General features: G+C 67.9%; 11 protein-coding genes. 3 read left to right on the top strand and 8 right to left on the bottom strand.

The window, feature by feature from the left end; genetic code table 11:
* Nucleotides 1-88: 88 nt before the first annotated feature.
* Nucleotides 89-268: a ribbon-helix-helix protein, CopG family gene (locus KZ498_RS01170; RefSeq protein ID WP_312616117.1), complete on the top strand. Its 180-nt coding sequence runs from the start codon at nucleotides 89-91 to the stop codon at nucleotides 266-268.
* A gap of 27 nt (nucleotides 269-295) precedes the next feature.
* Here KZ498_RS01170 and KZ498_RS01165 read toward each other — a convergent pair whose 3' ends face one another.
* The 3 genes from KZ498_RS01165 to KZ498_RS01155 form a co-directional block, all read right to left on the bottom strand.
* A complete protein-coding gene (locus KZ498_RS01165; RefSeq protein ID WP_312616116.1) occupies nucleotides 296-1,531 on the bottom strand; it encodes an MBL fold metallo-hydrolase in 1,236 nt (411 codons plus the stop codon).
* 394 nt (nucleotides 1,532-1,925) lie between these two features.
* The gene (locus KZ498_RS01160; protein ID WP_312616115.1) at nucleotides 1,926-2,231 is read right to left on the bottom strand and encodes a hypothetical protein; all 306 of its coding nucleotides are present in this window, start codon (nucleotides 2,229-2,231) and stop codon (nucleotides 1,926-1,928) included.
* A gap of 236 nt (nucleotides 2,232-2,467) precedes the next feature.
* Nucleotides 2,468-3,331 carry a sulfurtransferase gene (locus KZ498_RS01155; RefSeq protein ID WP_312616114.1) on the bottom strand — a complete coding sequence of 288 codons (864 nt, stop codon included), beginning with the start codon at nucleotides 3,329-3,331 and terminating at the stop codon, nucleotides 2,468-2,470.
* A 264-nt stretch (nucleotides 3,332-3,595) separates the two neighbouring features.
* On the opposite strand from KZ498_RS01155, the gene KZ498_RS01150 reads away from it, so the two are divergent.
* Nucleotides 3,596-4,390 (top strand): rhodanese-like domain-containing protein, encoded by a 795-nt coding sequence (locus KZ498_RS01150; protein WP_312616113.1) that lies wholly within the window; start codon nucleotides 3,596-3,598, stop codon nucleotides 4,388-4,390.
* 18 nt (nucleotides 4,391-4,408) lie between these two features.
* Here KZ498_RS01150 and KZ498_RS01145 read toward each other — a convergent pair whose 3' ends face one another.
* Both KZ498_RS01145 and KZ498_RS01140 read right to left on the bottom strand, forming a co-directional pair.
* The gene (locus KZ498_RS01145) at nucleotides 4,409-5,413 is read right to left on the bottom strand and encodes an AI-2E family transporter (RefSeq protein ID WP_312616111.1); all 1,005 of its coding nucleotides are present in this window, start codon (nucleotides 5,411-5,413) and stop codon (nucleotides 4,409-4,411) included.
* 62 nt (nucleotides 5,414-5,475) lie between these two features.
* Nucleotides 5,476-6,558, bottom strand: a complete 1,083-nt coding sequence (locus KZ498_RS01140) for a geranylgeranyl reductase family protein (RefSeq protein WP_312616109.1) — start codon at nucleotides 6,556-6,558, stop codon at nucleotides 5,476-5,478.
* A gap of 188 nt (nucleotides 6,559-6,746) precedes the next feature.
* On the opposite strand from KZ498_RS01140, the gene KZ498_RS01135 reads away from it, so the two are divergent.
* Nucleotides 6,747-7,133, top strand: a complete 387-nt coding sequence (locus tag KZ498_RS01135; protein ID WP_312616107.1) for a hypothetical protein — start codon at nucleotides 6,747-6,749, stop codon at nucleotides 7,131-7,133.
* 49 nt (nucleotides 7,134-7,182) lie between these two features.
* Here KZ498_RS01135 and KZ498_RS01130 read toward each other — a convergent pair whose 3' ends face one another.
* Genes KZ498_RS01130 through KZ498_RS01120 form a run of 3 tightly spaced genes read right to left on the bottom strand, consistent with a single transcriptional unit; the run spans nucleotide 7,183 to nucleotide 12,355 of the window.
* Nucleotides 7,183-8,157, bottom strand: coding sequence for a hypothetical protein (locus tag KZ498_RS01130; protein WP_312616106.1), 975 nt, complete (start codon nucleotides 8,155-8,157; stop codon nucleotides 7,183-7,185).
* Nucleotides 8,158-8,195: 38 nt separating this feature from the next.
* A complete protein-coding gene (locus tag KZ498_RS01125; protein ID WP_312616104.1) occupies nucleotides 8,196-10,394 on the bottom strand; it encodes a pentapeptide repeat-containing protein in 2,199 nt (732 codons plus the stop codon).
* A 53-nt stretch (nucleotides 10,395-10,447) separates the two neighbouring features.
* Complete coding sequence (locus KZ498_RS01120; RefSeq protein ID WP_312616102.1) at nucleotides 10,448-12,355, bottom strand: prolyl oligopeptidase family serine peptidase; 1,908 nt, start codon at nucleotides 12,353-12,355, stop codon at nucleotides 10,448-10,450.
* Nucleotides 12,356-12,413: the final 58 nt, after the last annotated feature.

Raw genomic sequence — 12,413 nt, 5'->3', positions numbered from 1 at the left:
CCGCTGCCCGCGATGGCCCTGTCACGCGGCTGACTGACGGCTGTCTGACGAGGATATATTTCTCTGGCCGTCCAACTCCCTGTAATCAATGGACGAAGCGTTTCTGGACCTCGAATCCGTTGCGGTCGAACTGGACGAGGAGTTGCTCGACGCGATCGACGACAAAGCGTTCGCCGACCATCGCGACAACCGGGACGCCGCGATTCGCGACCTGCTCGACGAATGGCTGAAACAACGGACTGCCGAAGCCACCGGCGAGAACGACTGATATGGGCGATGTCGCTCGCGTAGCCGTTTACTGTACGGTGACGGTCGCGCCTACTTCGGGCGCCGTCGCGTCGTAGCCGTCGTCGCGGAGCGCGGTCGCGAAGGCCCCACAGCGGTCGCCGTGGTTCACGAGCACCGTCGTGTCACGGTAGCTGTCGAGGTACTCCAGCAACCCCCCGCGGTCGGCGTGGGCCGAAAAGTCGTACTGCTCGACTCGCGCGCTGACCGGCATAATCCGGCCGTCTATCTCGGCGCTGCCGGTCTCGAGCAGATCCCGTCCCGGCGTCCCCTCGACCTGATACCCGGTCATGGTGATTTTGTTCATCGGGTTCCCCCGGATTTCGGGGATGTACGTCATCGCCGGGCCGCCCGAGAGCATCCCGCTGGTGGTGACGATTGCCGCCTTCTGGTCGGTGATGCGCTTGCGCTGGCCGTCCCTGCCCGTGACGAACCGCGCGTGGGACTTCGCCCGCTGGAGGGCGTCCGCGTCCCGGACGAACTCGGGGTACTGCCCGAGCATCTCGGTCACGTGCTTCCCCATCCCGTCGACGTAACAGGGGATGTCGTGGGCTTCGCAGATGAGCAGCATCTCCTGCGTTCGACCGATGGCGAAGGCGGGCACGACGACGGTCCCGCCCTCCCACAGCGTCGTTTCGACGCTCTCGGCGAACCGCCCTTCGACTGTCTCCCGGGGTTCGTGGTCGACATCGGCATACGTGCTCTCACAGATGAGCGCGTCCGCGTCCGGACGGGCCGTCGTCCCCGAGACGAGGCGCTGGTCGTCGGTGTGGAAGTCGCCGGAGTACAGCAGGCGGGTGTCGCCGTCGTCGACGAGGACGTGCGCGCTTCCGGGAATGTGGCCGGCGTTGTAGAAGGTGACCTCGTAGCCGGCGGCCTCGAACGACTCCTGGTAGCCGTGGGTCTCCGACACCTGCGTGACCCGTCTGACGTTGGTCTCGGTAAACGGGCAGTTGACCGTCCCGCCGTGGAGTTTGAGCGTGTCCCGTGCGAGCGTCATCGCCAGTTCGTACGTCGGCGGCGTCCAGTGAATCGGCGGTCGCGCATCGCCCGACACCAGCGCCGGGATGGTCCCGACGTGGTCGAGGTGGCCGTGCGAGACGACGACGGCGTCCGGCGTCGGTGTCCGCACCGGGAACTGTGGCGGCGAGTCGGTCAGCATCCCGAAATCCAGCAACAGCGAGTCGTCGACGAGGACAGCGCTCCGGCCGATCTCACCCGCTCCGCCGAGAAACTGGACATCCATTATCGGAACGGACGCGGCCCGCCCGTTTCCGTCCGTCGGTTCTGACTGATTCGTGTCGGTGGCAGCCGAGCAGGCGGAAACATCTATGACCCGTAACACGACGACATCGGCGCCCTCAGCGGGACTGAACGGTTCGAGCGCTCTTTTCGGCCGAGATGTTGTGTGTAGATAACACGCTGGCTGGGGAGTGTTAGCACACTAGTATAAACAATTATTATACTCCGCATCGATAGGTAAAATGTCATGGCGACACGCCAGCAATCACCGGCGACGTACCACACGTGCAGCTGCGGTGAGGAGTTCGACACGACGGAGGAACTCCTCGAACACGCACGAGAGGCACACGGGCTTAGCGTATTCTGACTGGCGTCGCGCCGCTTTTTCACACCGGCGGTCAGGATGTCTTGCCGATGTCCTGCCGCACGCTGAACCGCGCGTAGCCGCCGTGCGAGAGGTCAAGCGCACCCAGCCACCAGTTCCATCGCTCGGCGAGCTGATAGTCCTCCGGCGCGTCCGCGAGGTTGTCGACGACGTCCACCACCGTTAGCTCCGCCCCGAAGTCGGTCACGAACTGGTCCGACTCCGAGAGGTCCCGCGCCTGTCTGGCTACGACCGTGACGACCTCGGAATCGGCGTCGAAGGCGTCGCGGAGTTCCCGTTCGAGTTCCTTTCGGTCCACATCCGGGTGTAGGATGCGCATCTGACTTGAATGTACGGTTGGGGGACGGAATCGTGTTTCGGGGTCGGATGACAGCCGTTCGGACCGGGCGTCGCTATCTCGGCTATGGCCGCTGTTGCGCGCTGGACGCTGTCGTAAAAATTCGAACGCAGGTCTCCCAGCGCCGTTCCACTACGAAGCGAACTCCTGCGCTTGCGCTTGCTCGCGGGCGAGGCCCGCTCGCACAATCGAGATTCTCCCTGCTGTCGAATCTCGCGTCAGTCGTCCGCTTCGCCCTTCTCTATCGGCGCACCAACCAGATTGCCCCATTCGGTCCAGGAGCCGTCGTAGTTGATGGTGTCGTCGTAGCCAAGCAGTTCGTGCAGGGCGAACCAGGCGACCGAGGAGCGCTCGCCGATGCGGCAGTAGGCGACTGTCGTGGAGTCGCCGTCGATGCCGTACTCGGCGTAGAGCTCTTGCAGTTCGTCGTAGTCCTTGAACGTCCCGTCGTCGTTGGTGACGGCCGCCCAGGAGATGTTCTGTGCGCCGGGGATGTGACCGCCGCGCTGGGCGGTCTCCTGGAGTCCTGGGGGTGCGAGGATCTCACCGGAGAACTCCTCCGGTGAGCGAACGTCGACGAGCGGCAGTTCGCGCTCGATGGCGTTCTCGACGTCCTCCCGGTAGGCACGGATGGACTCGCGCGGGCCGGAGGCCTCGTAGTCGACTTCCGAGAACTCGGGGACCTCGTCGGTGAGTTCGTAGTCGTTCTCGACCCAGTACTCGCGGCCGCCGTCGAGCAGCTTCACGTCGTCGTGGCCGTAGTACTTGAACTGCCAGTATGTGTAGGCAGCGAACCAGTTGGAGTTGTCACCGTAGAGGACGACCGTCGAGTCCTCGCTGATGCCGTGGGACCCGAGCAGGTCCTCGAAATCCGCCTTGGTGAGGATATCCCGCGTGGTCTGGTCCTGGAGTTCCGTCTCCCAGTTGAAGCCGATGGCGCCGGGCACGTGGCTCTCCTCGTACAGTTCCGTGTCGACGTCTACCTCGACCAGTCGGTGGGCGGGGTCGTCGCTCTGGAACTCGTCCAGATGCTCGCTGACCCAGTCGGCCGAGACGAGCACTTCGTTAGCGTAGTCAGTCATAATCCATCGAAACGTAAGTCTACCAAACATATATTACCACGACTTTCGGCATGTTCAGCCACTCATCCACCGTGTCGGCATATGTTACCTCTACCAGAGCATTTGGACAGACGACACGTCCCCAGCCCAGCGGACACGCGCCATGGCGTGCCATGTCTGGATGTGAGCCAGGCCGCTCTCTCGCGAGAATCGGCAGTATTTGCATCCACCTTCGACCGGTTGCGATGAGAGTTTTCAAGCGGACGGAGCGGTAACGGACGGACGATGACTGATTTCGTCTCCGCGGCGTGGGTGTCGAGCGGGGGTGACGACCTCCGGGTGGTCGACGTGCGGGACGCCTGGGAGTACGACGGCCTCGGACACCTCCCGGGCGCGGTGAACGTCCCCTTCGATTCGTTCCGGGCGGACGAACACGGCGCGGCGTCCGACGCCGGCGAGGGGATGCTCCCCGACGAAGACGACTGGGCGAAGCTGCTCTCGGCGGCCGGGGTGACGCCGGAGAGCGATATCGTCGCGTACGACGACCACCACGGCGTCTTCGCGGCGCGGTTCCTGGTCACCGCGGAGCTGTTCGGCCACGACCCCGACCGGCTTCACCTGATGGACGGCGACTTCTCCAGTTGGCAGCTCGAACGGGAAACGACGGGCGAGACGCCGGCCGTCGAGCCGGCCGACTACGAGGTTCGCCGTCCGGATTCGACGCCGCTGGTCGGCCCCGAGACGGTCGCCGATGCGGCGGACGACCCCGACGCGGTACTGGTCGACACTCGCGATGACGAGGAGTACGACGCGGGCCACATTCCCGGCGCGGTCCTGCTGGACTGGCGGGACCTCGTCGACGACGAGACGCGGGGCCTGTTGCCCCGAGACGAGGCGCTGTCAGTGCTCGAACGTGCGGGCATCGTCCCCGAGAAACGTATCGTCCTCTACTGCAACACCGCCCGGCGCATCAGCCACACGTACGTCGCCCTCCGACACCTCGGCTTCGAGCGGGTGGACTTCTACGAGGGGAGCCTCACCGAGTGGGAGGCACAGGGGCGGCCACTGGAGACGAACTGACCGCGTGGGGGTTCGCGGTCAGGACAGTTTCTGCTGGCCCCCATTACGCTCGTTCGTCAGCAGCGCCGACAGTTCGACCAGCAGCGCGATGATGACCGGGCCGACGATGAAGCCGATGATTCCCAGCGTCAACACCCCACCGGTGAACCCGACGAAGTAGAGACTGGCCGGGAGGCCGGTCGTCGAGCGGGCGAGTCTCGGCCTGATGACCGCATCGGGGAGGAAGCCGACGAAGACGAGGCCGAACACGGTCACCAGTATCGCCCCGGAGATGTTGCCGTTGATGACGTCCGCGACAGCGATGGCGAGGACGACGATGCTGGGGCCGATAACGGGGATGAACTGCAGGACGCCGGCGACCACCGCCAGCGCAAACGCCCCCTGATACCCCAGCAGCCAGAACACGACCCACGCCACGAGGAAGGTGCCAAAGGCCGTCGCCGCCTGGAGGACGTAAATCGCGTACAGCGTCCCCCGGAGCCGCTGATGGAGTCGGTCGGCGACGTCGTGATACGACGTCGGCACCGTCCGGTAGACGGCCTGTTTCGGGGCCTGTGGCCGCCAGAGCATCGCGTAGACGAGAATGGCAAACAGCACGGCTTTCAGCGCCAGAACGGGCGATTCGGCGGCCAGGTCCACCGCAACGGCGGTTAGCGTCTCCCGGGCGGCCATCAGCGTGGGGTCGATCTCTATCGCGGTGCTGAACTCACCGAACTCGATGACCACCGTCGCCGGAAGCTGCTGGAAGAAGCTAAAGAGGTCACGGCGGCGCAGATACAGCACGGCCCCGGGCGGGACGAACACGAGCGTTCCGCTGACGAAGGCAACCCCCGTCGTCACCGCCGCCGAGAGTCGCCTGTTGAGCCCGTGACTTCCGAGCCACTCCGAGACGGGGAACAGCACGTATGCGACCGTGATTGCGAGGAAAATCGTCGACAGCACTCGCGCGAGCAGGACTGCCGTCAGGCAGCCGGTGAGAACGAGCAGGCCCGCGAGGACGTAGGTCCGTCGACGTCTTGCCACGCCCGTCCTTTTCGATTGGTCGGTAAAAACGTTATCTGCACACGCCAAGCGAGTAACACGTCTCAGGACCGGGAGAACAGCGCCGCCAGCTGCTCCCGGGAGAACAGCGTCGTCGGCCGGTCCATGTGGACGCCGATTTCGCCCTCGAAGGCCTTCATCCCGGCTTTCTGTATCGGTTCCGGAACGGAGTAGCCGGCCCGGACCGCGTGACCGAGGCGTATCTCCTGCCGGAGGTCGTCGCGCCACGCTCGCTCGTACTCGCCCAGCGTCGCCGGGTCCTCGGGGTCGATCTCCCGGGCCGCGTGGTCGGCCGCGGTCATGCTGTAGCGGATGCCCCCACCGGTGAACGGCTTGGTCTGGGCCGCGGCGTCGCCGATGAGGAAGGACCGCCGGCCGGTGACCCGTTTCGGCGGCCCGATGGGGATGAGCCCCGAGCAGCGGCGGTCGGTCTCGACCCCGTAGCCCTCGACGAACGCCTCGAAGCGGCCGCTGGCGTCGTCACCCGGCGGCACCGCCAGCCCGTACTCGACGCCGGCATCGCCCCGCGGGATGCGCCAGGCGAAAAAGCGCGGGACGGTGAGGTGCACGTCGACGAAGTCGCCGTGGTCCACCTCGTCGCTGAACCCGAGGACGCCGTGGAGCAGTTCGTCGGGCTCCGGGAGGTCGAGCTCCCGCCGGACGCGGCTCTTCGGGCCGTCACAGCCCGCAACCATCTTCGCCCGGTGCGTCTCGACGCCGTCGTCGCCGCGGACTTCGACGGTGACGCCGTCTCTGTCCTCGGTGACGCCGACGACCGAATGCCCCTCGCGAACGTCGGCACCGGCGTCGCGAGCCAGCCCCGCCAGGTGCTTGTCCAGGCCGACGCGGTCGATGACGTTCGAGATGACCTCGTCCTTGTAGAAGGGGTGGTCCGGGCTCCCGGGGCCGCCGGTGTGGAACCGCGCGCCCGAAATCTCGTTCTGGAACAGCTCCTCGCGGGCGTCCTCGGTGAACTCCCAGACATCCGTGCTCACGTGGCCCGAGCAGGCCAGCGGCGTGCCTACCTCCCCCTGTTCGAACGCCACCACGTCGAGCCCCCGACGCGCCGCCTGGCGCGCGTACCGGGACCCAGCCGGACCCGCGCCGACCACCACAACATCGTGCATACACGTTCTCTCGGTGTCACGAACCAAATAGCTTCGCGATTCAGACAGACCGCGGTCACGGCGTTCCAGCCGCCGGGTCAGCTACCCGTGGCGGGACCCGCTACACTCGGCGAGCCAGCCGCCGAAGCGGCCGTCGCGACACTGGTCGAATCACGGCGTATTTGTCGGTGTAGCCCCTGGCACCGCCTATGGCAGAGTACCAGCCCGGGGTGTGTAACATCGGCACGAACCAGCGCCGCGCCCGCCGACTGTCGGCCGTTGGGTCGTTTGCGGTCGCTGTCGGTATCGCGCTCACCGTCGTGCTCGGCGCGCTCCCCGACCTGTCGCTGTGGGCGACTGTCCCGTTCATCTTCGGCGGCTACCTCGGCGCGTTCCAGGACTACTTCCGGTTCTGTGTCGCCTTCGGCGCGCTCGCCCGCTACGACCTCTCGGGGTCGGGCGGCGCCAGCGGGCGCGTCGACGCGAGCGAGGCCGTCCAGGCCGACCGGCGACGGGCGGCGAAGATTCTTCTGCTCGCGGCCGGTGCGACGGCCGTGACGAGCGGCCTGGGGTATGTGGCTGTCTTCGTCCTGTAAGGACATCTGTCCGTCGTGTGGCGTTGTCGTCCGACGAGAGCGGAAGGGGTTAGACGACAGCCAGCCCGCTTGGCACTTGCTCGTAGTCGGCCGGCCAGTCCCCGTTGTTGTGGTCCGTCCGAGTCCACGCGTCCCCCTGTTTCGACCGGAATAGCCCGTGGTTCGTCAGCGCGAGAAAGCCACCGTCCGGACCGGCGGCGAGAACCGGCCGGGCCAGCCCCGCCGGTCCCGGCAGACCGTCCATCGACCGGGTCCACCGGTCGCCGTCCCACCGATACACGTAGCTCTCGCCGCTCGTGCTGTGGGCCGACCGGGCGCCGGCCGCCGCCGAGACGACGACGCAGTCCGGGTCGTCGGGACGGACGGCCAGCCCCCACACGTACCGATGCTCCAGCCCCTCCTGTGGATGGGTCCACGTCGCCCCGCGGTCGGCCGACAGCGCGAAGCCGTCCCCGGCGGCGGTGTACACCCGGTCCGGGGCGTCCGGGTGGGTCGCCAGTGTGTGGTTGTCCCGCCGTGCGCCGTCGGGGTGGTCGACCCACGTCTCGCCGCCGTCGGAACTGCGGAGGAACGCGCCGGCCTCGATGGCGGCGTACACCTGCTCCGGGTCCTCCGGCGCGAGGGCGAGCCAGCGCACGTGGTGGGTGTGTGGCCGGGGCGGGAACGACCACCGCGACGCCGAGTCGAGGTCGGTCAGCCCCGACCGCTCCGTCCACGTCGCCCCGCCGTCGGTCGAGCGGTAGACCGCACTGGGCTCCGTCCCGGCCCACACCGCGTCGGCGTCGTGCGGACTGACCGTGACGCTCGTCACGCGGTCGCCGGCCTCGAGGACTGCGTCCCACGTCGCGCCGCCGTCGGTGGTCCGCCGGAGTCCGGCGTCGGCGGTGCCGACGAAGGCACGCTCCGGTTCGGCCGCTCCCGCAGCGACACACTCGATGTCGTGGCCGAGCAGGCAGTCGTCCCAGCCGCTGTCGCTGTCCCCGATGATGACACGGTCCCCGAGCGCAGCGTAGACGGTGTGCATAGCCGACTGTACGACGCCCGAGCGAAGAAAGGTGGCGGTCAGCGACTGACCGAGCGCGTCAGCGCGAAGACGTACAGCGCAACGAAGAAGCCGCCGAGGAACGCCTCGGACTGGGCGAGCAGCGACACGGTCGGGTCGCTGACCTCCCCGACCCCGCCGAGGAAAAAGGCGATGAACGACCCGAGGCTGAGCTGGGCGTACTGACCGACACTCCCGAACAGGTCCGGCGCGATAGCGAGGTACAGCCCCGCGTAAGCGGCGATGAGCGCCGCGGACGCCGCGAGCGTGTACGACGCCCGCTCGCCGTACCCGGTGGTCACGAACAGGAACGCGTTCATCCCCCAGCGGGCGACCGCCCGCCCGCGCTCTCGCCGGGGTGCGCTGCTGTCGCGGACGCGCCGGGAGTGACAGCGCCGCCGGTAGGCCAACTGCGACATGAAGAACTCGGAGGCCGCGGTGTTGTCGGCGATGTCGTTCGCGCCGTTTTTGGCCCGGAGGTACGTCACCTCGCCGGCGGCGGCCTCGATTTCTCCCGCTGTCGCCGTCGAGAGACGCTCGAAGGTCGCGCTGGCGGCCGGTTCGAGCGCCCGGTCTCCGGCCCGCCTGGCCGCCAGGTCGACCGCTGTCGCCGGTTCGCCGGTCACGGGGTTCGTGCCACCCTCCTCGGCTGGGTCGACCTTCGGGACGGCACCCGGCTCGACGGGGTCACCGCTCCCGTCGCTATCTGCCAGAACTTCGACCGCGTCAGCGAGGGCGGTCGGGTACGCCAGTGCGCTCCGAAGCCCGTCTCGGAGCCCATCATCGAGTTCGTGGAGGCGGTAGTTCGCCCGCTCGAGGTCGAGGTCGTCGTCGTCACGGAAGTCAAAGCCCGCGAACCGCGTCCGGTAGAACGCGACTCTGTCGAGGACCCTGTCCGCCCCGTCGCCCTCGAACCGGACCGTCCCCAGCGTCGCCCGCTCCAGGTCGTAGACGGCGGCTCCCGCGTTCGGCTGGCCGAACACGCCGTCCTCGATTGCCGTCTCGGACAGCGATACGACCCCGACCCCATCCGGCCCGACAGCGGTCGGTTGCAGGTCGACCGTGCCGACGGTGCAGTCGTGGATTCGGACAGTGCCGAGACAGGTCACGTCCGCAGCGCGCAGCCGGTCGATTTCGCTGTCCGCGAACCGCGGACTCGCCAGCGTCGCCCCGTCCAGCCGGAGGTCCGCCACGGTCGCGTCGGCGACGGCGGCTCCGAGTATCGCCGCGTCCGTGGCGTCGAGGCGCTCGACGTCGGCCCCGGAGAAATCAGTGCCGACGAACACCGAGTCGTGGACGACCAGCTTCATCGAGACGGCCGCGTCGGCGAACGTCGCGTCGGTGACCGTCACGTCCGGGAGGTAGAGCCGCTCGGCCTCGACCCGCTCGAAGACGGCCTCGTCGTAGCTGGTCCCGTTGAAGTAGCCGCCGCTGAACGTCGCGCCGTAGAACCGCGCCGTGCCGAACTCCGCCCACCGGAAGTCCGCCTCGTCGAAGGTCGCGTGGTAGAAGTCCCCCGTCCCGAACGCCGCCTCGTCGAAGTCGGCCATCTCCAGCGTGGCGTGCTGGAACGTCCCCTCCTCGATGGCCGCCCGGTCGAAGGCGGCCTCGGTCATCGACGCCCGGTCGAAGTCCGCGGCCCCGATGGTCGCGTCACGCGCGTCGATTTCCGACAGCACCGCGCTCTCGAACCCGGCGGTCTCCAGCCGCGCGTCCCGGAGGTCGACCCGGTCCGCCGACACCCCGGCGAACACCGCCTCGGAAATCGTCGCCTCCCTCGCGTCGATCTCGTGGTACGTCCCGTCGAATGTCGCCGTTCCCGCGACCTGCACCCCGCGGAGGTCGAGCCGCTGGCCGAACTCGCTGTCCGTGCAGTCCAGTCGACCGATTGTCGCCCCCCGCAAGTCGACGGGGTGGTTGTCGGCGGCGTCGATGACCGCGTTCGACAGGTCCAGGGCGTCGAAGGTGGCCCCGAGGAACTGCTTCGCCCGCTTGCGGTCCTGCCGACGCTCGGCGCCGTTCCCGGCTATCGCGTCGAGGAACGCGTCGGAAACGTCCACGCCGTCGGGGACGTCCTCGGGCCGGCAGTGGAACGGACAGCGCTCTCTGCCCTCGAGTGCGCCGTGTGGGCACTCCCACTCCTGTTCGGTCTCGCCGTGTACCGCCGCGCGGTCGTAGGTGAACGTACAGCGACTCCCGGCGCGCCCCGACCAGCCCATCGTTGCCAGAGACGGTCGGCAGGCAGGGTGATAAGCGCTTCTACACCGGGGAGTCAGTCGTCTGTGGCGGCCGCTTCGGTCCCGATTCGGCGGTCGAGAAAATCATCGAGCAGGCGGAACAGCCGTCTCTGCTGCTCGATGTCCGAGGAGGCGTGGCCCTCCTCGCCGAGTTCCCGGTACTCGAACTCCCCCTCCGGCCCTTCGGTGTAGCCCGCGTCTTCGAGCGCGTCGCGGAACAGTCGGGCCTGTGAGACGGGAACCCGGCGGTCGTTGACGCCGTGGACGACGAACAGCGGGGCCTCGAGGCTGTCGACGTGGGTGATCGGCGACCGTTCCTCGTACAGGTCCGGGTTCTCCTCCGGGATGCCCATGTTCTTCTCCATCAACTCCGTCCGGTAGTGGGGCATCGTGTTCTCGTACTGGTCCTCGAGGTCCGTGAGGCCGATCCAGGCCACCCCGGCGTCGTACAGGTCCGGGTACTGGACCATCTGCCAGTACGCCGAGTAACCGCCGTAGGAGCCGCCGAAGACGGCGACGCGGCCCTCGTCCAGCCACTCGCGGGTCGTGAGGACGTGTTCGGCGGCCGAGGCCACGTCGCCCTGCTCCGCTCCGCCCCAGTCGTCGTACAGTTCGCGGATGAACTCCCGGCCGCGGCCGGTCGACCCCCGGTAGTTCACCTGCAGGACGGCGAAGCCCCGCTGGAGGAGGAACTGGGTGTAGAGGTCGAAGGACTTTGTGTCCATCCCGCGGGGGCCGCCGTGGGGGTTCACGACGAGCGGGGACGGTCGTTCGCCGGAATCGTACAGTAGACAGCCGATCTCCAGCGCGTCGTAGGGGTCGTGCTCGACGGCGGCCTGTCGCGTCTCGGGGACGCCGTCGGACTCGATTGTGAAGTACTCGGCGTCGGCGAAGGCGTCGGGCGAGAACGGCCCGTACTCGGCCTCGACCAGCGGCTCCGTCTCGTCCGTTGTGAGGTCGTACGCGAGCAGTTCGGGGCGGCGCGTGGGCGTCGTGTGCAGCGTCAGGAGTCGGTCCTCGTCCAGTACCGGGTCACCGCCCATCCGGCCGAACGACGCGACGCCCTCGGGAAGGTCGAGTTCGCGGCCCACGCCGGTCCTGACGTCGTACACGACCGGAATCTTCGCGGCCTCGCGGGTCCGGACCGCGAGGAAGCGCTCGCCGTCGGGCAGGAACGCCTGTGGCTCCTCCTCGTAGTCGCCGCCGAACCACGTCGACTCGCCCGTCGCCAGGTTGTAGACGCCACACCGGGACAGGTCGTCGCTGTTGTCCACGACCAGCAGGCGGTCGCCGTCGGGTCCCCAGTCGGCCGGGAGAGCCTCCGCGCCGGTGGTGCCGATTTCGAGGGTCTCCGGGGCCGACCCGTCGGCGTCGCTGACGTACACGTCCACGTTGTCGAAGTCGTCGGTCTCGTTGGTCGCGTAGGCCAGCCGCGACCCGTCGGGCGAGAGCAGTCCCGTGAGAACCGCCCGGTCGTAGCCGGTCAGCTTCGTCGTCTCGCCGCTCGTGCGGTCGTGGCTGTAGAGGTTCAGCTGCCCGCCGCGGGTCGACCCGACCAGCAGCGTCTCGCCGTCCTCGCCGACGTCCTGTAGCACCACCTGGCCGTCCATCTCGACGACCGTCTCGACCGAGCCGTCCCGGTCGATGGCGTACACGTCGTTCTGTTCGTCGCCGTCGTCGTCGAGGTGGAAGAACACCCGCTCGCCGTCGGCCCCCCATTCGACGTGCCAGCGGGCGTTCCGGGGGACCTCGCCGTCGCTCCACTGCTCGTGGGTGCCGCTTTCGACATCGAGGACGTGGAGCTCGTTGCGCCCGCTCACGTCGTAGTAGAAGGCCACCTCACTGCCGTCGGGGGACGCGGTCGGATGCGCCAGCGTCGGCAGACCGGCGAGTTCCTCCAGCACCGCCTCGGGGTCCGTCGGACCGCCGTCAGGGTCGGACATACGACGTATGCTAACTCTCGGCCGGCTTGTAGTTGTTCTGCCGACACTACCCGGTGAG

This window comes from Haloarcula sp. 1CSR25-25 (genome assembly GCF_032027985.1).
Taxonomy (GTDB): Archaea; Halobacteriota; Halobacteria; order Halobacteriales; family Haloarculaceae; genus Haloarcula.
This window is presented reverse-complemented; position numbering and strand designations above follow the sequence as displayed.